Source organism: Phytopseudomonas dryadis (assembly GCF_004327355.1).
GTDB lineage: Bacteria > Pseudomonadota > Gammaproteobacteria > Pseudomonadales > Pseudomonadaceae > Aquipseudomonas > Aquipseudomonas dryadis.
Map to the genome: position 1 here is coordinate 139,960 of NZ_QJUM01000013.1, position 20,778 is coordinate 160,737.

General features: G+C 64.5%; 26 protein-coding genes and 1 tRNA gene. 9 read left to right on the top strand and 18 right to left on the bottom strand.

Annotated features, from left to right (window positions below):
- Positions 1–2 precede the first annotated feature (2 nt).
- Positions 3–2,219: an LTA synthase family protein gene (locus tag DNK34_RS13125; RefSeq protein ID WP_131174885.1), complete on the bottom strand. Its 2,217-nt coding sequence runs from the start codon at positions 2,217–2,219 to the stop codon at positions 3–5.
- A gap of 219 nt (positions 2,220–2,438) precedes the next feature.
- Positions 2,439–2,627: a hypothetical protein gene (locus tag DNK34_RS13130; protein ID WP_207390818.1), complete on the bottom strand. Its 189-nt coding sequence runs from the start codon at positions 2,625–2,627 to the stop codon at positions 2,439–2,441.
- A 155-nt stretch (positions 2,628–2,782) separates the two neighbouring features.
- Between DNK34_RS13130 and DNK34_RS13135 the strand changes: the two genes are divergently transcribed.
- Together DNK34_RS13135 and DNK34_RS13140 are read left to right on the top strand one after the other, a co-directional pair.
- Complete coding sequence (locus tag DNK34_RS13135; RefSeq protein ID WP_131174886.1) at positions 2,783–3,625, top strand: CvfB family protein; 843 nt, start codon at positions 2,783–2,785, stop codon at positions 3,623–3,625.
- A gap of 67 nt (positions 3,626–3,692) precedes the next feature.
- Positions 3,693–3,768 (top strand) — tRNA-Thr (locus tag DNK34_RS13140).
- A 111-nt stretch (positions 3,769–3,879) separates the two neighbouring features.
- On the opposite strand, the gene DNK34_RS13145 is transcribed toward DNK34_RS13140, so the two are convergent.
- Both DNK34_RS13145 and DNK34_RS13150 read right to left on the bottom strand, forming a co-directional pair.
- Positions 3,880–4,125: a DUF1654 domain-containing protein gene (locus tag DNK34_RS13145; protein WP_131174887.1), complete on the bottom strand. Its 246-nt coding sequence runs from the start codon at positions 4,123–4,125 to the stop codon at positions 3,880–3,882.
- 260 nt (positions 4,126–4,385) lie between these two features.
- Positions 4,386–4,616: a hypothetical protein gene (locus DNK34_RS13150; protein ID WP_131174888.1), complete on the bottom strand. Its 231-nt coding sequence runs from the start codon at positions 4,614–4,616 to the stop codon at positions 4,386–4,388.
- Between the two features lie 105 nt (positions 4,617–4,721).
- Between DNK34_RS13150 and DNK34_RS13155 the strand changes: the two genes are divergently transcribed.
- The 3 genes from DNK34_RS13155 (at position 4,722) to DNK34_RS13165 (ending at position 7,160) form a co-directional block, all read left to right on the top strand.
- Positions 4,722–5,060, top strand: coding sequence for a hypothetical protein (locus DNK34_RS13155; protein WP_131174889.1), 339 nt, complete (start codon positions 4,722–4,724; stop codon positions 5,058–5,060).
- Positions 5,061–5,193: 133 nt separating this feature from the next.
- Positions 5,194–5,505 carry a DUF485 domain-containing protein gene (locus DNK34_RS13160; RefSeq protein ID WP_131174890.1) on the top strand — a complete coding sequence of 104 codons (312 nt, stop codon included), beginning with the start codon at positions 5,194–5,196 and terminating at the stop codon, positions 5,503–5,505.
- Positions 5,502–7,160 carry a cation acetate symporter gene (locus DNK34_RS13165; protein WP_131174891.1) on the top strand — a complete coding sequence of 553 codons (1,659 nt, stop codon included), beginning with the start codon at positions 5,502–5,504 and terminating at the stop codon, positions 7,158–7,160. The genes DNK34_RS13160 and DNK34_RS13165 overlap by 4 nt, the downstream gene beginning before the upstream one ends.
- Before the next feature lie 137 nt (positions 7,161–7,297).
- On the opposite strand, the gene DNK34_RS13170 is transcribed toward DNK34_RS13165, so the two are convergent.
- The 10 genes from DNK34_RS13170 to DNK34_RS13210 form a co-directional block, all read right to left on the bottom strand.
- On the bottom strand, positions 7,298–8,332 hold the full coding sequence (locus tag DNK34_RS13170) for a GGDEF domain-containing protein (RefSeq protein ID WP_131174892.1): 1,035 nt from the start codon (positions 8,330–8,332) through the stop codon (positions 7,298–7,300).
- A gap of 158 nt (positions 8,333–8,490) precedes the next feature.
- Positions 8,491–8,895 (bottom strand): GNAT family N-acetyltransferase, encoded by a 405-nt coding sequence (locus DNK34_RS13175; protein ID WP_131174893.1) that lies wholly within the window; start codon positions 8,893–8,895, stop codon positions 8,491–8,493.
- 34 nt (positions 8,896–8,929) lie between these two features.
- The gene (locus DNK34_RS25855) at positions 8,930–9,058 is read right to left on the bottom strand and encodes a hypothetical protein (RefSeq protein ID WP_278248871.1); all 129 of its coding nucleotides are present in this window, start codon (positions 9,056–9,058) and stop codon (positions 8,930–8,932) included.
- Between the two features lie 149 nt (positions 9,059–9,207).
- Positions 9,208–9,558: a DUF2025 family protein gene (locus tag DNK34_RS13180; RefSeq protein WP_131174894.1), complete on the bottom strand. Its 351-nt coding sequence runs from the start codon at positions 9,556–9,558 to the stop codon at positions 9,208–9,210.
- Positions 9,559–9,659: 101 nt separating this feature from the next.
- Positions 9,660–10,187: an ankyrin repeat domain-containing protein gene (locus DNK34_RS13185; protein ID WP_131174895.1), complete on the bottom strand. Its 528-nt coding sequence runs from the start codon at positions 10,185–10,187 to the stop codon at positions 9,660–9,662.
- A gap of 94 nt (positions 10,188–10,281) precedes the next feature.
- Positions 10,282–10,536, bottom strand: a complete 255-nt coding sequence (locus DNK34_RS13190) for a hypothetical protein (protein ID WP_131174896.1) — start codon at positions 10,534–10,536, stop codon at positions 10,282–10,284.
- Between the two features lie 68 nt (positions 10,537–10,604).
- A complete protein-coding gene (locus DNK34_RS13195) occupies positions 10,605–11,033 on the bottom strand; it encodes an NUDIX hydrolase (RefSeq protein WP_131174897.1) in 429 nt (142 codons plus the stop codon).
- A gap of 3 nt (positions 11,034–11,036) precedes the next feature.
- Positions 11,037–11,639, bottom strand: coding sequence for a hypothetical protein (locus DNK34_RS13200; RefSeq protein WP_131174898.1), 603 nt, complete (start codon positions 11,637–11,639; stop codon positions 11,037–11,039).
- A gap of 149 nt (positions 11,640–11,788) precedes the next feature.
- Positions 11,789–12,490 (bottom strand): YebC/PmpR family DNA-binding transcriptional regulator, encoded by a 702-nt coding sequence (locus DNK34_RS13205; RefSeq protein ID WP_131174899.1) that lies wholly within the window; start codon positions 12,488–12,490, stop codon positions 11,789–11,791.
- Between the two features lie 142 nt (positions 12,491–12,632).
- Positions 12,633–13,139 (bottom strand): hypothetical protein, encoded by a 507-nt coding sequence (locus tag DNK34_RS13210; RefSeq protein ID WP_131174900.1) that lies wholly within the window; start codon positions 13,137–13,139, stop codon positions 12,633–12,635.
- A 230-nt stretch (positions 13,140–13,369) separates the two neighbouring features.
- Between DNK34_RS13210 and DNK34_RS13215 the strand changes: the two genes are divergently transcribed.
- Positions 13,370–13,615, top strand: a complete 246-nt coding sequence (locus DNK34_RS13215) for a DUF2789 domain-containing protein (RefSeq protein WP_131174901.1) — start codon at positions 13,370–13,372, stop codon at positions 13,613–13,615.
- Between the two features lie 262 nt (positions 13,616–13,877).
- A complete protein-coding gene (gene dgt, locus DNK34_RS13220) occupies positions 13,878–15,350 on the top strand; it encodes a dGTPase (RefSeq protein ID WP_131174902.1) in 1,473 nt (490 codons plus the stop codon).
- Positions 15,351–15,379: 29 nt separating this feature from the next.
- On the opposite strand, the gene DNK34_RS13225 is transcribed toward dgt, so the two are convergent.
- A complete protein-coding gene (locus DNK34_RS13225; protein ID WP_131174903.1) occupies positions 15,380–16,114 on the bottom strand; it encodes a sulfite exporter TauE/SafE family protein in 735 nt (244 codons plus the stop codon).
- A 121-nt stretch (positions 16,115–16,235) separates the two neighbouring features.
- On the opposite strand from DNK34_RS13225, the gene DNK34_RS13230 reads away from it, so the two are divergent.
- Entirely contained in the window at positions 16,236–17,060 is an 825-nt protein-coding gene (locus tag DNK34_RS13230; RefSeq protein WP_131174904.1) for an inositol monophosphatase family protein, read from the top strand.
- Positions 17,061–17,113: 53 nt separating this feature from the next.
- On the opposite strand, the gene DNK34_RS13235 is transcribed toward DNK34_RS13230, so the two are convergent.
- The 3 genes from DNK34_RS13235 to DNK34_RS13245 all read right to left on the bottom strand — a co-directional run bounded on the left by DNK34_RS13235 (position 17,114) and on the right by DNK34_RS13245 (position 19,224).
- The gene (locus tag DNK34_RS13235; protein ID WP_131174905.1) at positions 17,114–17,536 is read right to left on the bottom strand and encodes a GFA family protein; all 423 of its coding nucleotides are present in this window, start codon (positions 17,534–17,536) and stop codon (positions 17,114–17,116) included.
- Between the two features lie 60 nt (positions 17,537–17,596).
- Positions 17,597–18,745 (bottom strand): zinc-binding metallopeptidase family protein, encoded by a 1,149-nt coding sequence (locus tag DNK34_RS13240; RefSeq protein WP_131174906.1) that lies wholly within the window; start codon positions 18,743–18,745, stop codon positions 17,597–17,599.
- 197 nt (positions 18,746–18,942) lie between these two features.
- The gene (locus tag DNK34_RS13245; RefSeq protein WP_131174907.1) at positions 18,943–19,224 is read right to left on the bottom strand and encodes a peptidylprolyl isomerase; all 282 of its coding nucleotides are present in this window, start codon (positions 19,222–19,224) and stop codon (positions 18,943–18,945) included.
- A gap of 218 nt (positions 19,225–19,442) precedes the next feature.
- Between DNK34_RS13245 and DNK34_RS13250 the strand changes: the two genes are divergently transcribed.
- Positions 19,443–20,456 (top strand): DUF2167 domain-containing protein, encoded by a 1,014-nt coding sequence (locus DNK34_RS13250; protein ID WP_131174908.1) that lies wholly within the window; start codon positions 19,443–19,445, stop codon positions 20,454–20,456.
- The last annotated feature ends 322 nt before the right edge of the window (positions 20,457–20,778 follow it).

Consider the following 20,778-nt stretch of genomic DNA (forward strand, 5'->3'; position numbering starts at 1 on the left):
GCTCACTGCGCCAGTTCGTCGACCGCCTCATCCGCCTGGGCCGCCAGCAGTTCGCTCTCCAGGGCCCGGGTTTCAACGCTGAAGTCGGTGATCTCGATGGCGCCGCGACCTTCGCCCAGCAGGTGGAAGGAGAACGCCTTGCGGGTATCGAGGTTGTCGAAGGCGAAGCGCACTTCGAGCGGTTGCCCCTTGCTCAGGCGGGGCAGTTCCGGGACGCCGATCAGCACGTCGCGGTCGAATTCCTTGGTCTTCAGGCGCAACGTGGCGCCTTTGTCGTCCATGCTCACGGCGCGAACCTTGAGGGTCACGCTGGTCTGCGTGCCTTCGGGCAGTTCCAGGTACTGGGCGCCGATCAGGTTGTCGGCCCAGTCGTCGCCCGGTGTGGTGCGTAGCCTGATCCGTTCGTTGCTGGCGAACTGCAGGCGCTGGGCGGCCTGGCCCTGGTTGAGCGATTCGTCGAGCAGGGCGGCGCGCTGGCTGACCAGGCGCGCCTGCCTGCCGCTGACGCGGCCCAGGTACTCGGCCGTGTCGGCGATGAAACCGGGGCTGGCATAACGCCGGCAGACCTGCTGGAAATTGCACTCGGTGAGCACGCCCTTGCCGTCGTGCTCGCGCAGCAGGCCATTGGTATAGGAGATGATTTCCCGACCGTGGTGGTAGTCGCGCAGCAGCGAGCGCCCGGCAATATCGGCTGGCATGGGCAGGGCGAAGTAGTCGAGCACCGAGGCGGTCAGGTCGACATGCCCGTAGACGCCGCCTTTCAGGGCCGGCAGTTGCGCCTGCTCCGGCGCGAGCAGCAGATTGAAGCCCCAGGCCGAGGCCAGGCGCACATTGTCCACGCCGTGGGATTCGTCCGAGGTCACCAGCACCAGGGTGTCGTCGAGCACGCCGCGACGCTCCAGGGCATCGAGGAAGTCGGCAACGGCATCGTCCAGGTAGGCGATGGCCGCCTGCTTGGCGTTCGGCTCGCGCGCCAGGTAGGCCGGCGGTGCGGAGTAGGGCTGGTGGGTGCCCACGGTCAGCAGGGTGAGCATCCACGGATGCCGCTGCTTGCGCAGACCCTCCACATAGCCCAGCGCGCCTTCGAAATAGGCCTTGTCGTCCATGCCCCAGGCGAAGTCCAGATAGGGCGCGTTGCGGAACCAGTCGCGGCCCTGGGTCTTGTCGAAGCCCATGCGCGGCATGATCCGATCCTTGGCCATGAAACGCAGCCCGGCGCCTTGCAGAAAGTGCGTGGCAAAACCGTGCTCGCGCAACCGGGCGGGCAGGCATTGTTCGCTGCGCTGGGCATTGGCCAGCAATTCGAGGCCTTTCGGCGTACCCGAATCGAGCTTGTCGTAGTCGCCGCAGAGCATGGCGTACAGGCCGCGAATGGTCTGATGGCCGTGCAGCACGTAATCGCTGGTGAGCATGCCGCGTGTCGCCCACTGGCTGAGACGCGGCATCGGGTCGGCCCGATAGCTGCTGCCGATGGCCTGACGGCTGGCCTCGATGTAGGCCCCGGGAATGCCTTCGAGGGTGATGATCAGCACATTGCGGGCCTTGCCCGGCTCGCCGAGCAAGGGGCTGCCGTCCAGGTCCAGGCGGTTGAGCCCGCTGATATCGGGCGGGCTATTGGCTTGGCCGCTGGCCAGCCAGTCTTCGATGCCCAACTGGCCGGCACTGAGGCTTTCCGCCAGCCACTTGTGCGGCAGATTGAACTGCAGCCACTGATCCGCCTCGCTGGGGCTGCGGTACTGGTAGAACGCGTGGCTGGCGAACAGCCCCGCCGGCAACAGCAACCAGGCGGCTGCCAGGCCGCGCCGCGTCTGCCCGCGCTGGTAGAGGCGCAGCGCCAGAAAGATCACCGATGCCGCGACCAGGGCCAGGGCCGCCAATGGATGGCTGAGGCCGCTGCCCTGGGTCGAGTGGCTGAGGAACTGTGCGTCGGTGAGGTACTGCAGGTCGCTGGGCTCGGGCATGCGGCCGACCGCGGTGACCAGCTCGGCCGTGCCGACGTTGAACACCACCCAGAGCAGCAACAGGGGGATGCCCAGCACCAGGCTGCGACGGTGCAGCAGGGCCAGCAGCAGGCCGCCCATGGCCAGGTCGGACAGGTAACCGAAGGGATGCGACCAGCCCATGGCATAGCGGCTGATCAGCGGAATCAGGATCAATACGCTGGCCAGCGCCAGCAGGGCACTGTCCGAACGTTGCAGCCAGTGGCTGAGAGAACGCACGCTTACTCCTCGGGCAATTGCCATCGATCGAACGGCAAAGCCGGATCCGCCACGGTAGAGCGGCGCCGTCATCATTCTGAAACATGACTGTGCTCATCGCCAGCGCTAAGCAGCGAATGGGGCAAACTATCGAGGCGAGAGAAACGGGGCAGGCGGGGGAGGAAACTGCAACCTGGCGCTTTGTCGGTAAGTCGGGCAAAGCGCAACAGGTCGGGGGGATTACTTCTTGCCGATGGTGATCTGCTTGCTGGCGCCGTAGGTCTGGCCGCTGACACCCTTGGCGATCTGCTGGATTTCACCGCCAGACTTGAGGAACGCTGCCACCTGAGCGTCGATCGACGCGCTGGTTTCGACAGCCGGTGCTGGCTTGGCTTTGCTGTTGGATGCTTTAACGCGCATGACGGCCATTTAACCTACTCGAGAATTAATGTGGCCGCCCATTGTACCCGAACGGCTGGGAAATTGCTCGATAAATAACCAGTTCCGCCCGCGCCGGGCCCGGTGGCCGAGAATCCGCCACGCAACTCAGGTAGACTGCCGGCCTGAAAAAGAGGGCGGGCATCATGGCTGTAATCGGACGAATGAATTCTCTGCAGGTGGTCAAGCACACCGATTTCGGTCTGTACCTGGATGGCGGCGCGGATGGCGAGATCCTCCTGCCCAAGCGCTACATTCCCAGGGACACCCCGAGCGAGGTGGATGACTGGCTCAACGTGTTCATCTACCTGGACAGCGACGACAAGCTGATCGCCACCACCGAGAAGCCGAAGGTGCAGGTCGGCGAATTCGCCAGCCTGAAAGTCGTGGACATCAATCGCGTCGGCCTGTTTCTCGACTGGGGCCTGCCCAAGGATCTGCTGCTGCCCCATTCCGAAGAGAAGCGCCCGCTGCAGATCGGCGATTACTGCGTGGTGCACGTGTTCGTCGACAAACGCAGCAAGCGCATCACCGCCACGGCTCGCCTGGATCGCTACCTCGACAACGTACCCGCCAGCTACCAGGCCGGGCAGGAAGTCGACCTGCTGGTCGCCGAGGCCACCGACATGGGCTTCAAGGCGATCATCAACGGCAAGCACTGGGGCCTGATCCACAAGAACGAAGTGTTCGGGTTCATGCGCAGCGGCATGCAGCACAAGGGCTTCATCAAGGACATGCGCGCCGACGGCAAGATCAGCCTCAGCCTGCAGCCGGCCGGGCAGCAGGCGTCGAGCAGCCTGAGCGAACAGATCCTCGGCAAGCTGCGCGACAACGACGGCGTGCTGCCGCTCAGCGACAAGAGTGATCCGGAGCGCATCAGTGCCATGTTCCGCGTCAGCAAGGGCAACTTCAAGAAGGCCATCGGCGGTCTGTACAAGCAGGGCCTGATCGTGATCCATGATGACCGTATCGAGCTGGTCGCCAGGTGATCGATAGGGCGTCAGCCGAATAAAATCCGCTTGAGCGTAGCGGGGCGGCCATGAATAATGCCCAGGCGCCGTTGTAGCTCAGATGGTAGAGCACGTCATTCGTAATGATGGGGTCGGGGGTTCGATTCCTCTCAACGGCACCATACCTCGCGTAGAAAGCCCGCTTGAATGGCGGGCTTTTGCGTTTCCGCTGTACTCTGAACCCTGTTGGCCTTGGCCGGAAGGTTCTTTCCCTGCCGAACGCTGCTGCCCGATCAGTCTTCCGGGGGCAGCGTCCAGAACAGGTCGACGGTATCGGCGTCCCGGTAGGCGACCGTGACATTATCGGTTTCGCCGATTTCTTCCAGTATCCGTGACCAGACCTCCGCGGATTCGTCCGGGTGGCGCTGCAGCACGGCATGCCTGGATCTTTGCGCGGCCGTGGCGTTGATGATTTTCTGCAGGCGTAAGCCCATTAGTTGATAAGCGCTGGGTGAGGGGCTTTGCTTGTCGTTGGTCATGATGGCGGTTTTTTACTGGTTTTATATACAGTATTGCCTGCTGGGGAATGAGGCAACAGCGAGACAATCGGCCTCGGTTTCTCCCGCTGGCGACTGCATCATGGAAACGGCCGTTCCGGCGAGGCAGCATGGCTGATGTCAGTCGGTTAAGTATTTGGCCCGCAAAACGGCGGTTTGCCCAGGCCCCGTAGGCGCTGCGACCTCGCAGCGAATGGCGGTCGCGCCACGGATCTTGCGGGATGGCGGTAGTGCCACCAGGATCAGCCGATGTCGCGACCGCGGACGATGCGCCCGGCCTTGACTTCGTCGGCATAGGCCTTGAGCTGATCGGCGTCCTTGTAGAGGCGGTTCATGAGATGCAGCACGGCCACCACATCGACCCCTTCGATCTGTTCGGCGAGCCGGCTGATTTCACCGGCGGTCTTTTCCAGGTTGGCAGCGGTGCTCTTGAGGTGGCGTTTCAGTTCAAGCGAGGATTTCTTGATACCCATTGGGGCTCCTTGTGATGTGTGTCCGCCCGGCGCGATGAACGCCGGGCACTGAACAGGGCGCGGTTGCTGTTGCCTAATGCCCACAGTCGCCAACCGGAGAGTGGCATGCAGACAATGTCCCGCTGTATTGCAGTCTTTGCCCTGGTGCTGGCTACCAGTACCTGGGCCGACGATCAGACGCCGCAGACCCTCCGCGTCATTCCCAAAGCCTATGTCAGCCCTGGCGCCAGTGGCAGCATCGACAGCTCCGAGCGCTATCGGCAGTACGATATTTACGGCGGGCAGGCTGTGCCGCGCGATAGCGGCTCGAGCCACTACGAGAGCCAGGAGAGCCAGCGCTTCGAAACCCGCGGCGGTATCCGCCAGACCACCGAGTATCCCGGTGGCCATGAGGTACAGCGTTACCCGGGGCAGAGCACCCAGCAGCGCTATCAGCGGCGCTGAGTTCCCTGAGCTTTCAGCCCCGTTAGACTTTGGTCTAGAAAGCCACCGGCTTCGACTAAGGTCGTCTGTCGTCAGCGTAATGCCGATCTAGAGTGTTCCTCACCAGCATCCTGCTGTGGAGGATAACAATAAAATGAACGACAGCATCTACCGGCGGATCGAGCAGAGTCCGCACTTCAAGGAACTGGTATCCAAGCGCGAGCGATTTGCCTGGATACTGTCCGCCATCATGCTTGGCCTGTATGTGGCCTTTATCCTGCTGATCGCCTTCGTGCCCGGCTGGCTGGGTACGCGCATCAGCCCGGACTCGCCGATCACCTGGGGCATCCCCGTGGGCGTCGGCCTCATCCTGTCGGCCTTCGTCCTGACCGGCATCTACGTGCGACGCGCCAACGGCGAATTCGACGACCTGAACCAGGTGATCCTGGATGAGGTGGAAAAATGATCGCGCGCCTACTCAGCACCCTGGGCCTGCTGGCCCTGTCGCCGGCCCTGCTGGCCGCCGACGCTCTGACCGGCGACGTGCAGCGCCAGGCCGTCAACACCCCGGCCATCGTGATGTTCCTCGCCTTCGTCGGCGCGACCCTGTACATCACCTACTGGGCCTCCAAGCGCAATACCTCCACGTCCGACTTCTACACGGCCGGTGGCAGCATCTCCGGTTTCCAGAACGGCCTGGCGATTGCCGGCGACTACATGTCGGCGGCCTCCTTCCTGGGGATTTCCGCGCTGGTGTTCACCTCCGGCTACGACGGCCTGATCTACTCGATCGGCTTCCTGGTCGGCTGGCCGGTGATCCTCTTCCTGATCGCCGAGCGCCTGCGCAACCTGGGCAAGTACACCTTCGCCGACGTGGCCTCCTATCGTCTCAAGCAGAAGGAAATCCGTACCTTGTCCGCCAGTGGCTCGCTGGTGGTGGTGGCCTTCTACCTGATCGCGCAGATGGTCGGCGCGGGCAAGCTGATCGAACTGCTGTTCGGCCTCAACTACCATGTCGCGGTGATCCTGGTCGGTATCCTGATGGTGATGTACGTGCTGTTCGGCGGCATGCTCGCCACCACCTGGGTACAGATCATCAAGGCGGTGCTGCTGCTGTCCGGTGCTTCGTTCATGGCGCTGATGGTCATGAAGCACGTCGACTTCAACTTCAGCACGCTGTTCGCCGAAGCCATCAAGGTGCACGCCAACGGTGAGGCGATCATGAGCCCCGGCGGCCTGGTGAAGGACCCGATCTCGGCGATTTCCCTCGGCCTGGCGCTGATGTTCGGTACCGCCGGTCTGCCGCATATCCTGATGCGCTTCTTCACCGTCAGCGACGCCAAGGAAGCCCGCAAGTCGGTGTTCTATGCCACCGGTTTCATCGGTTACTTCTACATCCTGACCTTCATCATCGGTTTCGGCGCGATCCTGCTGGTCAGCACCAACCCGGCCTTCAAGGACGCCACCGGCGCGCTGCTGGGCGGCAACAACATGGCGGCGGTGCACCTGGCCAACGCCGTGGGCGGCAGCCTGTTCCTGGGCTTCATCTCGGCCGTGGCCTTCGCCACCATCCTCGCGGTGGTGGCCGGTCTGACCCTGGCCGGTGCCTCGGCGGTGTCCCACGACCTGTATGCCAGCGTGTTCAAGAAGGGCAAGGTCAACGAGCGGGACGAACTGCGCGTATCGAAGATCACCACCGTGTGCCTGGGGGTGCTGGCCATCGGCCTGGGTATCGCCTTCGAGAAGCAGAACATCGCCTTCATGGTGGGCTTGGCGTTCTCCATCGCGGCGAGCTGTAACTTCCCCGTGCTGTTCCTCAGCATGTACTGGAAGAACCTCACCACCCGCGGCGCGATGGTCGGCGGCTGGCTCGGCCTGATCACCGCGGTGGCGCTGATGATCCTTGGCCCGACCGTGTGGGTTTCGGTACTCGGCCACGAACAGGCGATCTTCCCGTACGAGTATCCGGCGCTGTTCTCCATGATCGTGGCTTTCGTCGGCATCTGGTTCTTCTCGATCACCGACAAGTCCACTGCGGCGGAGGGTGAGCGGGCTCTGTTCCTGCCACAGTTCGTGCGCTCGCAGACCGGCCTGGGAGCCAGCGGCGCTTCGGCCCACTGATCCACTGCCGGTATGGGGAAGGGCAGCCGCAGGGCTGCCCTTTTCTTTTGTCCGGCGATCGAGCGGGGCGCGTGTGCCTGGCAGGGTATCTGTGCCCGGGGTTCTGGCGCTGTTTGCCGGTTCGGTCACGGCGGGCTTCAGACCAGCGCCGGGATGTGCTGGGTTTCATCGATCAGCGTGCGATTGCGCCCGGCGCTCTTGGCCTGGTAGAGCTGCCTGTCCGCACGCTGCAGCCAGCTTTCCCATTGCTCGCCCGAAAGCAGGACCGCGCCCCCCATCGACACCGTGACCGCGCCGCCCGGGCTTGTCAGTCGCTCGGCGATCTGTGTCTGCAGGTGCCGGGCGGCGCTTCGCAGGCCGTTCATGTCGGTATTGGGCAACAGCAGCAGGAACTCCTCGCCACCGAAGCGAAACAGGCGATCCTCCTCCCGAGAGTGCTGGCCGAGCAGTTCGACGAAGTTCACCAGCACCTGGTCGCCGGCCTGATGGCCAAAGCGGTCATTGATCTGCTTGAAGTGATCCAGGTCCATCAGCAGCACCGCGCTGCTGGCGCGATGACGGCGCTGGCTGGCGACGGCGATCTTCAGTTCCTCGTTCATCACCCGGCGATTGCGGGCACCGGTCAACGGATCGCGCGTGGCCCAGGCCTGCAGTTGCTCGCGTTGATGCTGGGTGCGGTAGGCGAAGATGAACGACAGCACGCTGGCCAGCAGTGCGGTGACCAGGAACGAGAGCATCTGGTAACGGCTTTCGAACACCGTGCCGGGCAGTAGCGTGGCGTAGCTGGCCAGGGCGGCGACCACCAGTATGGTGGCGAGCAGGGCCCGGCCAGGGGAAACCATGAAGAAGTTGAACAGGATCAGCGGGTAGATCCAGAACAGCCCATTGACGCCCAGGCTGAGGGTGATCAGGGTGGCGCCGACGGAGAAGACCCCCGCCAGATAGAGGCCGGGCTTGACCGTATCGTCGGTGCGCCAGGCGTAGAGCACGGCGGCGATGGTCGAGAGCACGATCAGCGTATCGGCGATGCTCACCAGGTAGTTGCCCTGCATGGCGCGGTAAACGGCATAGGGCGAGATGCCCAGGACGCCGAACAGGCCCATGAGTGTGATGATCGATAGCTGGAAATTCTTGCGCAGGCGCGCAAGCAGCCGGTGCAGGTGCTTTGTCATGGCTGTCTGTCGTTATTGTCGTTGTATCAACAGTTGTGAACGTGCCTGTAACCAGGTGTTCAACCCCAAGGCAGCATTGGAGCTTTGCCGGCTTATGGCAAGCGTAGAAATGGCGCAAGGTGCCCGCATATGTGCCAAGCCGGCGGAAACAGGGCGGTTCAGCGCAGCATGGCATCCAGCGGCTTGTTGCGCTGGTAGCGCGTCAGGCGCTCGGCCAGTGGGGCGGGCAACTGCTCGGCGAGGCGGAAATCCAGGCGCTGATAGAAAGGCTGCAGATCCGGGTGACAGAACAGCCAGGTGGGGCCTTCGGCATCATTCAGTGCTCGCTCGACCAGGCTGCTGGCCAGACCCTGGCAGCGATGCGCGGGCGCGACCAGCAGGCTGGTCAGCCATTGGCCGTGGGCCATGTTCTGCAGGCACAGGGCGGCGACGATTTCAGCGTGCTGGGCCACCCATACCCGATGCTCGGGGCGGGTGCGCATGGAGGAGCGATGGCTGCGGTAGAACTTGTCGGCCAGGGGCGTGAGTCGAGGGGGCAGGAGGCGGTAGTCTGGCATCGGCATGGCAGGCGGCGGGCGGAGCCCACCGCGCTAGTGGTCAGGTGGCGGCATGGCTGCCGAGCAGGGTTTTCTCGGTGTGCTTGCCCTTTTTCGCCAGGCGTTTCTCCTGGGCGGTTTTCAGCGGTTTCTTTTTCGCCGACTTCTTCGAATCCATACCTTTGCTCATGATCTACCTCTGTCTGATATGCAGCGGGACGATGCGATGATTGCAAGCGGTTCAGGTCATTTCGAACTGTAGGTCTGCAAGACCGGTAAGCGCCAGTCTACGCCCATTGACGCAAGGGCGTGGCATAAGCTTTGGCTGCCGCATGAGCTTCAGCTGGCGGCCGCATTCTGGCGCAGACGGCGCTCGGCGGTGATCTCGGGGATATCGTCGCGGCGCACGTAGACGCGCAAGGGCTCGGTGATGTTCAGGCGCTCGTCGATGCGCAGGTCGAGCAACAGTTGCAGGCGCTCGCGCTTGAGGGTCATCAGGGCTGGCTGTGCGGCTTGTCCGACGCTGTTCCAGACGAATTCGCAGGTGGGTGTGATGCTGTCATCGGCGACGTCGAGGCCGAAGGAGTCTTCGCTGAAACGTACGATATGCTTGCCGGTCTTGTGGTTGAAACCGACGAAACCCTGCAGTTGGTCGGCGGCTGCGCAGATGCCGGCGGATGTGATGGCCATGGTTGAACCTCGCAGGTGACAGGAATGAGCGTCACAGGCTAAGGCGTCTGCGCGGGTGTGCCTTGCTGCGGATCAATGGATCGATCCGCAGCGAATGATCATCACTGCACGGCTTGCTGCAGGCGGTTGCTGGCGCGCTGGGCGCCCATGCGTTCGGCGGCGCTCAGCGGCGTGAGACCACTGGCATCCTGGCTGGACGGGTTGGCGCCATGGCGCAGCAGCAGGTCGATCACTTCGACCTTGTCGAACATCGCCGCCATCATCAGCGCGGTCTTGCCGTCAGCCGTGGCGCTTTCCACGTCGGCGCCGCCATCGAGCAGCAGTTGCAGCATGTCCAGATCGCCCTTGAACGCAGCGCCGGCCAGGGGCGATTGGCCATTGTTGTTGCGCAACTGGGGATCGGCCTGGTGCTGCAGCAGCACGCGCACGGTGTCCAGGTGGCCATGGTAGCTGGCCAGCATCAGCAGGCTGTCGCCCTTGTGGTTCTGCAGGTCGGCCGGCAGCCCCTGTTGCAGCAGGGCGTCCAGGGAGGCGGCATCGCCTTGGCGGGCCAGGTCGAAGACCTTCTCGGCGAAGGCCAGGGTGTCGTCGTCCAGGGCGCGGGTACTGCGGTCTGTCTGCTCGCTCATGGCGGGTCTCTCATCGGCTGTGATCAACAATGGCGCCAGCATAACGGTGCCGCGTCCTATTGGCCGATTGAGTCTTTCGATCAGGCCGATTCACTCAGCCTTCGGAATCCAGCTGCGGCCGGCCGTCGATGTCGCGAATCGAGTTGGATACCCGGTACTCGGGCTTGAGCAGGGCGCTGCGGATTCGTTCGTAGTCCTCGTAGGAGAGCCCGCTGCGGCTGAGCATTTCCAGGGCAAACTGCTTGATCTCGGCATCGCTGTAGGGGCGTTCGGCCAACGAGGCCTGGCTGGCGCAGCCGCTGAGGAACAGGGTGAAGACGGTGAGCAGGGCGAGCAGTGAGCGTTGCATGGGGAGCACCTGTGAGATGGCCTGGAGGTATGTCGCACAGGCTATTCACTGGGCGGGCCGTGCAGAAATCATTCGCCTCGATAGTGGCTATCGGCGCGCGCGGGCCATACCAGGGGCAGTACGTGCAGGCGCAGCAGCGGCGCCAGGTCCGTGCTCCAGGCCTCGCCCGGGGCGAGCCAGCGCAGCTCTTCCAGTTCGGCGGCGGGGCTGACGGGGTGTGGCAAGCGGGCACGGAACAACTCGGCTTCGACCAGGGTGTCGGCTTCGTTGGCCGCCGCCGCGCTGAACCGGCCCAGGGCTTCGAAGGCTGTCGCCGGCAGGCGCAGCGACAGTTCTTCGGCGAGCTCGCGGCTCAGGGTCTGCAACGGCGTTTCCCCGCTTTCGGCCTTGCCGCCGGGAAGCATGAACATGCGCGTGCCGCGCTTGCGCACCAGCAACAGGCGCTCCTGTTCGTCGAACAGGCAGGCGGCGGCGATGCGCAGGATGGCAGCCGGCATGGGTCAGCGCAGCACGGACGGGGTGGAAACGCCGTCGCGCCTATCGACTTTCACCGCCATCAGCGGCGAGTTGTTGATCCACACGTCGTCGATGACGATGGTATGGCCAACGTCCTCGTTGTCCGCCGCTACCAGCAGGTAGTAGGTGCCGTCTTCCGGCGCCTCGCCATCCCAGCCCATGCTCAGCATGCCAACCACGCTGGAGGCGCGCAGTGGCTTGTCGGGAATCACCGTGCCGTAGGTGTCGAGCAGCAGCGCCCGCGGTTTCAGGGCGAACGTGTCGATGCCCATGCAGGTGTCGTCGCACAGCGAGTTGACATTGAGGCGGTAGCGTTCGCCCTTCTTCAGCGCCAGGGAGTAGACGCGGTAGTTGGACAGCGAGCTGCCGAAGTCCATGGCCGGCCGATGAGCGCCGAACCGGGCCTTGGGCAGGGCGACGCCCGGCTTGAGCGGCAACGGAATGGCCTGGACGTCATGGATGGCTTCCAGGTTGCTGCGACCGATCGGGTCAGGTTCGGCCCGGACGGAGGGTTCGAGAGAGGAGGGCGAGGTATTGGCGCATGCGCCCAGCAGCAGGCAGGCGGCGAGCATGAATGACTTGTGCAATGTGAAACTCCTGTGCGTCTACGGCCCGGTCCGCGCTGCGCGGCAGACAAGGCAGCCGCGCAGTATACAGGGTTGCTGCGGCAATACCGTGATGCATTACCGCAAGTCCGCAGGGTGGAAGGCGCTTTTCCCTTCCACCTCGCAGCGGCTTAGCCGGCGAGGCCGACGTAGACGTTCTGTACGTCGTCGTGGCTGTCGATGGCTTCGAGGAAGGCTTCGACTTCTTCACGCTGCTCGGCCGTCAGGCTGGTGACCGGGTTTTTCGGGCGGTAGCCCAGGGACGCCGAGTTGACGGTGAAGCCCTGTTCCGGCAGCGCGCGGCTGACCAGATCCAGGTCGGTGGGTTCGGTGATGAACAGGCTGTTGCCTTCATCGGCTTCGTCGAAATCCTGGGCGCCGGCTTCGATGGCGGCCAGTTCCGGATCGGCGCCGCTGTCGCTGGAAGCCTCGATCAGGCCGACGTGATCGAAATCCCAGGTCACCGAACCGCTGGCGCCGAGCTGGCCCTTGCGGAACAGCACGCGGATTTCCGCGACCGTGCGGTTGATGTTGTCGGTCAGGCATTCGACGATCACCGGCACCTGGTGCGGCGCGAAGCCTTCATAGGTGGCGCGCTCGAAGTTGACCGTCTCGCCGCTCAGGCCCGCGCCTTTCTTGATCGCCCGCTCGAGGGTGTCCTTGGGCATGGAGGCTTTCTTGGCCTGGTGGACGGCCAGGCGCAGCTTGGGGTTCATGTCCGGGTCGGCGCCGTTGCGCGCGGCGATCATGATTTCCTTGACCAGGCGGCCGAAAATCTTGCCCCTGGCGTTGGCGGCGGCTTCTTTAGGTTTGGCTTTCCACTGGGCGCCCATGTCTGCTCTCTTGATCTGTGTGTGATGAGGGAGGGCACCCTGGCCGGCCAGGGTGCCGCTCGACGAATCCGGCTGCGGATTTTAGTCCGTCCCTCGCGCGCTGGCACCCTGCAAATGCGAAAAGCGCCAGGCGCGCAGGCAATCAGGGCGCTTGCACCAGTTGGTTGACCAGTTCCAGGGCCTTTTCGAACGAGGGGTAGCCGCTCTTGGCGACGTCCAGCTCGGCATAGGCGGCGCGGTATTCTTCGGCCCTGATCGGGTCGGCTTCGTCGATCAGGTAGGGTTCGGCGTAGATCTTGTAGAGCAGGGCGACCGCATAGGGCTGTTTCTGGGCGGCGGCATCCTCCAGCTTGCTCAGCACTTCGTCGGCCTGCGGGCCCTCGCGGATTTTCAGGATGGCCTGGTAGAAGGCCACCTCGCCAAGGCTGTCCTCGCTCTCGGCGCGGCGCAGCAGGGCGTTGGCCAGTTCGTGACCCTCCATGTCGCCCGACACCACCAGCATCTTCGCCTGCAGCATGTCGTTCTGGTGCAGCAGTTGCTTGTCCCGGCAGGCTTCGCCGCTCAGCGGTTCATCGCAGGCGGTCGAGGCGCAGCCGCTGAGCAGCAGGCTCAGCGCCAGCCAGGCAATGCCTTGTCGGCAGTCGTTCATTAGGTGTCCCTCTCTCGAATCTCATGTATCGACCCGTGCCGGAGCGCCGGGTTCATGCGCTCGCCGTCCATCACCCGGCTCTCTCATGGTCATTGCCTGCTGCTCTCTACCTTAGCCGATGCCTGGGGAAGGGCGTCCGGACAGGTTGAACTGTCGTCGGGCAACGGCCCTCTACTCAAGGACACCGCAAGGACACCGTGACATCCACCCTCGAGCCTATGGAGCACAGCATGGAACTTCCCAACAAAGATCTCGGCACACTGTTCGAACAGCTCGGGTTGCCGGCCGATCCGGCCAGCATCGACGCCTTCATCGCCCGCCACTACCCGCTGGCCGACGACGTCAAGGTGTCGGAGGCGCCGTTCTGGAACGAGTCCCAGGCCGCCTTCCTCAAGGAGGAGTTGCTCGAGGACGCGGAATGGGCGCCCGTGGTCGACGAACTCAACGTGCGCCTGCACGAAACGCCGCAGCAATAACTGGGGCGCTGCAGTTCGCGGCGCACCATGGCCGCGTATTCGGCCGGGGCCAGCTGGTACAGCTCGCTGGCGACCCAGGCCAGCCAGCGCTGGCCCAGGGCTTTGGGCCTCGGCCTGGGCTCGCTCGGCAAACTCGGCACGGCTCATCGCGTGTGTTCCCATGGGACTGCCACAGGGCCAGTCTGTCAGCACGGCAACGCTTGGTAAGCCCGGCGCTGCGCGTTAGGCTCGCCGTTCTTGGGTCAGCCAGAGACCAGCAACGATGCCCCCAGCGGTCAATTTCAAAAACAGGATTTCCGCCCAGCGCCCCGGCAGCGAGTCCGCCGGTGCCGATCTGGCCGAGCTGCTCTACGCGTTCGAAAGCGACCGTGGGCGGATCATCAACTCCGCCGCCGTGCGGCGTCTGCAGCAGCGTACCCAGGTCTTTCCGCTGGAACGCAACGCGGCGGTGCGCAGCCGCCTGACCCACTCCATGGAGGTGCAGCAGACCGGGCGTTTCATCGTGCGCACGCTGTACGCGCAGCTGGGCGAGCGTGCCGCGGACTATGGCCTCGACGGCCTGCAGGGGGCCCTGGAAAGCCTGGTGGAAATGACCTGCCTGATGCACGACATCGGCAACCCGCCCTTCGGCCATTTCGGCGAGTTCGCCCTGGGCGAATGGTTCGAGCGTTCGCTGGATGTCCTGTTCGACCGGGCCCTCGAAGAAGAATCGGTCGACGGCCCGCTGCAGGCGCGCCTGCGCGCCGATCTGCGCAATTTCGAAGGCAATGCCCAGGCGGTAAGGGTGGTGGTCAATCTGCAGCGCCTGCGCCTGACCTACACCCAGACCGCCGGCCTGCTCAAGTACCTGCGTCCGGCCTACCAGCCCAAGCCGGCGAAGGGCACGGCCAAGGCCTACCTGAACAAGAAGCCGGGTTTCTACCTGGCGGAGGAGGGCTTCGTCGAGCGCCTGCACCAGGTGCTCGGCCAGCAGCCCGGCACGCGCCACCCGGTGGCCTACATCATGGAAGCGGCCGACGACATTTCCTATTGCCTGGCCGATATCGAGGACTCGGTGGAGAAGGGCATCCTCGGCGTCAGCGAGCTGGTGCCGCTGCTGATCGACACCTTCGCCGCGATGCAGTCGCCGGACGTGCCGATTCCCGGTGCCGGGCATTCGTTCCGGCAGTTGGTGGAGCAGGCCAGGGAGAGTTACCGCAAGGAGCCGATCAACAAGGCCGGCGAGTTCTTCGTCAGGCTGCGGGTCAACATGATCCATCCCCTGGTGCAGCACGCCGCCCGCCAGTTCATCGACAACATCGAGGCGGTCTACCACGGCACTTTGGATCGCGCCCTGATCGAGGACGACAGCCTGCCCCATGCCATCGTGCAGACCTTCAAGGACGTGGCCATGGCCCGGGTGTTCTGCCACCGCGAGGTGGAGACCCTGCAGTTGCAGGGGTATCGCATCCTGCAGGGCCTGCTGGATTGCTACGGGGCGCTGCTCAGGGTCGACGCACAGAGCTTCCTGGAACTGACCGAGGGCACCTGCCGCCGCCAGCCGCACCTGCAGATGCTGGTGCGGCGCCTGCCGGGACAACTGCTCAAGGCCTATCGGCAGGCGCTGCTCGAATGCGCGGAAACGGATCGTGCCGCCTGGGAGTTCTATCACCGCTGCCGGCTGTTGCAGGATTTCATCAGCGGCATGACCGACCAGCAGGCCCAGGACGAGTACCGCATCATGGCCGCCCTGTAGCGGCGCGATGTCCGAGCGGTGAGGCGCGATCAGATATTCTTCCAGATCAACTGCACCCCGGCGACCAGCATGCCCAGGCGGGCGATGCGGTAGAACCAGGTGTGGTTGATGCGTGACTGCAGCCACAGCCCCGTCCACACGCCGATGGGGACGATGGGCGCGAGCATCAGGCTGAGCAGCAGGTTGTCCCGGGTGAACTGGCCGAGCAGGGTGTAGGGAATCAGCTTGAGGGCGTTGGTCAGCAGGAAGAACATATTGATGGTCGCCACGTAGCGCAGCTTGTCCAGTTGCTGGGGCAGCAGGTGCATCATCACCGGCGGTCCGCCGGCGTGGGCGACGAAGCTGGTGAAGCCGGCCATGGACGATAGCAGCAGGCCGCGTCCGGGTTGCAGCGGGCGTGGCGCCGGGTCGCTCTTGAGCAGGCCCATCAGCACGAAGGAAATGGCGATGATGCCGATCAGCAGGCCGATCAGGTTCTCGTTGAGCAATTCGAAGGTCAGCGCGCCGATGCCAATGCCGATCAGCGCGCCGGGCAGCATGACCCTGAGATTGGCCGTGTCCCACTTGCCGAAATAGGCCTTGAGCCCGACCACATCGGCCAGGCACAGGATCGGCAGCATCACCGCCACCGCCTGCTTGGGCGAGGTGGCCAGGGCCAGCAGCGGCACGGCGATACCGCCCAGGGCACCGCCGAAGCCGCCCTTGGACAGACCGGTGAGAAAAATCGCGGGGATGGCGAACAACAGCAGGTCGGCCAGGGTCATGCAAGGGATACCGGGGTCAGCGCGAGGTGTGCAGGGTAGGGGCTGGCGAGGCTTTATCGCAAGTCGCCCGCCTGTCATCCTTGGCCCCCACGCCGCGCCAGCCCGAGAGGAAGCCCCGCCCATGGATACCCCCGCCAGCATCGCCCCTGCCGCCATCGACGCCCGCTACGCCTGCGCCCGGCGCGTGGCGCGCGAGGCCGCCGAGCGCGGCATGGCCTACTACCGCCAGCGCGACAGCCTGAGCGTGTCGCACAAGGGCGACGACCGGCAGGACGTGGTGAGCATCGCCGACAAGGAGCTGGAGCTGTTCATCAGGGCCGAACTGGCCCGGCAGTTTCCCGAGGACGGATTCGTCGGCGAGGAGGGCGGCAGTGCCGATCTGCATGCCCGTTGCATCTGGGTGATCGACCCGATCGACGGCACCGCCTGCTTCGTCAACGGCCTGCACAACTGGTGCGTGTCCATCGGCCTGATGGTCGACGGCCAGCCGCTGCTCGGCGCCATTGCCGATCCCAACCACGATGAGCTGTTCCATGGCTGCGCCGGGCGTGGGGCGTTCGTCAACCAGACGCCGCTGCGGGTGCATGGCGCGCGCCACGTGCGCGAGGGCCTGCTCGGCGTCGGCACCACGCACCGGCCGGGCAAGGAGCATTTTCTGCCTTTCATCAGCCGTTTGCTGGACGAGGGCGGCATGTTTCTGCGCAATGGCTCGGGCGCCTTGATGACCGCCTACGTCGCCGCCGGACGCCTGATCGGTTACTACGAAACCCACCTCAAGAGCTGGGATTGCCTGGCCGGCATGGTGCTGGTCAGGGAGGCCGGTGGGCGCTGCAACGACTTCCTGCGCGGCGACGGGCTGCTGGGCGGCAATCCCTATCTGGTGGCCTGCCCGGGGGTGTACGAGCAGGTCGCGGCGATGATCGGGCCGTCGCTGGACGGCGACTAGGAGCGGCTACAGGTTCCCTGGCAGCGCGGCGGGCACTGCCGTAGCGACAGCCCCTACGCCTGGCCGTGCTGCGCGAACAGTTCCTCGCCGGTGAGGTTGCGGGTCTGGTTGGCGAAGCAGTAGTAGGCGGGCTTGGCATCGATGAACACCTGCAGCTCGAAGCGCCAGGCCTCATCGCCATCGAGCAGACCGACCGGTATGGCATGGAAGCCGCCGGCCTTGAGGCGGTAGAAGAGATGGCTGCCGCATTGCCCACAGAAGCCGCGCTCGGCCCAATCGGAAGAGGCGTGCACGCGCACCTGCTGCTCGCCGCTGATGCGTGGCGGCGTCTCGCTCTCGACCACCATCAGCGGGCCACCGCCCCATTTGCGGCAGGTGGCGCAATGGCAGGCGCTGACGGTCAGTTGCGCGGTACTGATGCTGATGCCGACGGCGCCGCATAGGCAGCGGCCGTGCTTTTCCTGTGTTGCGTTCATCGCGGGTCTCCAGGCTGGTGCGGGCAATGGGCAAGCATAGCCGACGGCAAGCGTGGCGTTTCAATCGTCGGGAGAGGCGTTCTGCACCACGCGGTGAATGAACTGCAGTTTGCCGATCACGGCCGCCGGCAGCACGAAGGGATAGAGGTCGCGCTGGCCCATGCTGCGCGCCAGTTCGTTGAGCATGGCGGCCAGTTCGATCCAGGCGTTGACGAACACCAGGAAGTCTTCGGCCAGGGGATCGTCCGGGTCGTACAGCGCCTCGCGGGTGAAGGGCTGGAACTCCAGTTCGACATCGCCGGCGCGCATGCCGAAGCTCAAGGCGGTGTCCAGGGTATCCATCATGTGCAGGTAATGAGCCCAGGTTTCCGCCCAGTCTTCCCAGGGGTGCATGGTGGCGTAGGCACTGACGAAGCTGGCCTGCCAGTCGGCCGGGGAACCCTGTTCGTAGTGGCGTTGCAGGGCCGCGGCGTAATCCTCGCGCTCATCGCCGAACAGGCGGCGATAGTCTTCCAGCCAGGGGCTGTCCGCGATCAGTCGATCCCAGTAGTAGTGGCCGACTTCATGGCGGAAGTGGCCGAGCAGGGTGCGGTAGGGTTCGTGCATCTGTACCCGCACCTGCTCGCGACGGTCGTCATCGGCTTCGGCGATGTTGAGGGTGATCAGGCCGCCGGCATGGCCGGTCATGGGGTGTTCGCCGTCGACCCCGACCCCGAGAAAGTCGAAGGCCAGGCCGCGCTCTTCATCCTCGCTCTTGGCCACCACGGGCAGACGCAGGGTCAGCAACTGGGCCACGAGCCTGCGTTTGGCCGTTTCGAAGCGGCCCCAGCGGCGGTCGTTGCCTGGCACCGAGAGATCGGGAATGGTGCGGTTGAGGCCGCAGGCGATACATAGCGAGGCATCCTGCTGCGCCGGCAGCAGCCAGTTGCAGCCGGCCGCGGTGAGCAGGTTGGCGCAGCGCTGGTAGCGCGGCCCGTCGTTTTCTCCGTCCACCTGCCAGACATCCGCCTGTTCGGTGGCGGCGAGGGTGACCATCAGGCCACGCTGGGGCTCGTAGCCCAGGGGCGAATGGCAGGCCAGGCACTGGCTGTTGCGAAAGAAGATCGGTTGCCCGCAGGTGCATTGGCCCAGGGCTTTCTGACTGGCGTTGCGCGCCTGTCGGGCGGGGTCGCCGATACGCAGGCCGAGGGCCTTGAAGAAGCGGTTCATGTGCTTATCTCGCAGGGACGGGCGTGGACTGTCGATACCGATAAGAGCCGCGTGGGGCAGGACGGTTCAGGCATTTTGCCGGGGAGGCTGTTGCAGGGGCGTGTCAGCCGGGCCGTTGACGGCTGGTCGGTCACGCAGGGGCAGGAGGGTGCAGGCGGGAAGCGGGTCCGCCAGCGGCAGACCCGAGGTCGAGCGAATCAGTCCTGGCGGCTGGTCACTTCCAGCAGGTGGTAGCCGAACTGGGTTTTCACCGGGCCCTGCACCACGTTGACCGGGGCGCTGAACACCACGCTGTCGAATTCCTTGACCATCTGGCCCGGGCCGAACGAGCCGAGGTTGCCGCCATCGCGGCTGGACGGGCAGCTGGAGTTGTCTTTGGCGACCTGGGCGAAGTCGGCGCCGGCTTCGATGGCCGCTTTCAGTTCGTTGCACTTGTCTTCGCTGGCAACCAGGATGTGGCGGGCAGTGGCTTTGGCCATGGGGAATACTCCGTTCAATGAAGCTGCCGAGCCTACCGGAATCGTCAGGCGAGTCAAATCGGCTGCCCTGCCAAGCGTGCTGGCCCTGCGTGACGCAGCGGCACCGGCGCATCCGCACTTTGTGAGATGTTTCTAAAAATTACACAGGAGTGACGAGCGCGTGCGGCAGCGATGGTAGGCTATGGCCTTCATCTGAACCCGCTGTCATGGAGTTGTGTATGTCGTTCAAGGAGTTGATGCTGGCCAGCCTGCTGGTCACGGTTGTTCCCCCCGCTTTTGCCGACCAGGCCCCCGTGCAGGAACCCGCGGTCACCGAAGCCGACGATGCCGAGTACCTCACCGAGGAGGCGTTTCTCGATAGCCTCAATTTCCGCACGGGCAAGGTGGTGGTGGGCGGCAACCTGGCCACCCTCGATCTGCCCGAGCAGTTCGTCTTCCTCGACGGTGCCGACGCCGAGCGCGTGCTGGTCGAGGCCTGGGGCAACCCGCCGGACGACAGGCTGCCTCTGGGGATGATCCTGCCCAGGGGCGTTTCGCCCCTGGCCGACGATTCCTGGGCGGTGACGGTGGAATACGAGGAGAGCGGCTACGTCTCCGACGACGATGCCGCCGATATCGACTATGGCGACATGCTCAAGGATCTGCAGGACGGCGCCAAGGCCGAGAACCAGTGGCGCAGCGAGAACGGTTATGAACCCATCGCCATCGTCGGCTGGGCCGCCGAGCCGCATTACGACGCCCAGGGCAAGAAGCTGCACTGGGCCAAGGAAGTGCAGTTCGGCGACAGCGACGAGCATATCCTCAACTACAACATTCGCGTGCTGGGGCGCAAAGGCGTGCTGGTGCTGAACTTCATCGCCGGCATGCATCAATTGCCGCAGATCGAGGAAAACCTGCCGGCGGTACTGGCCATGACCGACTTCAACGACGGCAGCCGCTATGCCGATTTCAATCCCGATCTCGACCAGGTGGCGGCCTACGGCATCGGTGCCCTGATCGCCGGCAAGGCCGCGGCCAAGGTCGGCTTGCTCGCCGCGGCGCTGGTGCTGCTGAAGAAACTGTGGTTCCTGCCGCTGCTGCTGATCGGCTGGTTGTGGCGGCGCATGGGGCGCAAGCGCGAGGCCGAGCCTGTGGCGCCGGCGGCCGATCCGCAAGCGAGCACGCCTCCAGTGGAACCGGCCAGGACGGTGATGGACATGAACGACACGCCGCAGGCTGACGACAAGCGCTGATCGCCTGGTGCATTCCTGACCAGCCCCGGCCGCGCAAGCGGCCGGGGCTTTTGTTTATCTGCACTACGCAGGGTGGAAGACGCTTTTCTCTTCCACCAGGGCCAGGTTGCGTCGGGCTCCACAGGCTCGGCGCCGGGCGATGCGATGCTGGCCATCCAACAGAACCTGCGGTGGGCCAGCAGTCGCCACTGAAGCGCGATCGTGCCCCTGGAAGTGGTGTAACTCATCATGGCTTCGGCCACTTGAGTTTGCCGTTTAGTTGATCACGGCCGACAGCTTGGCCTGCGGATTATCGCTGACCGCCTCGAAAGCCTCCAACTGC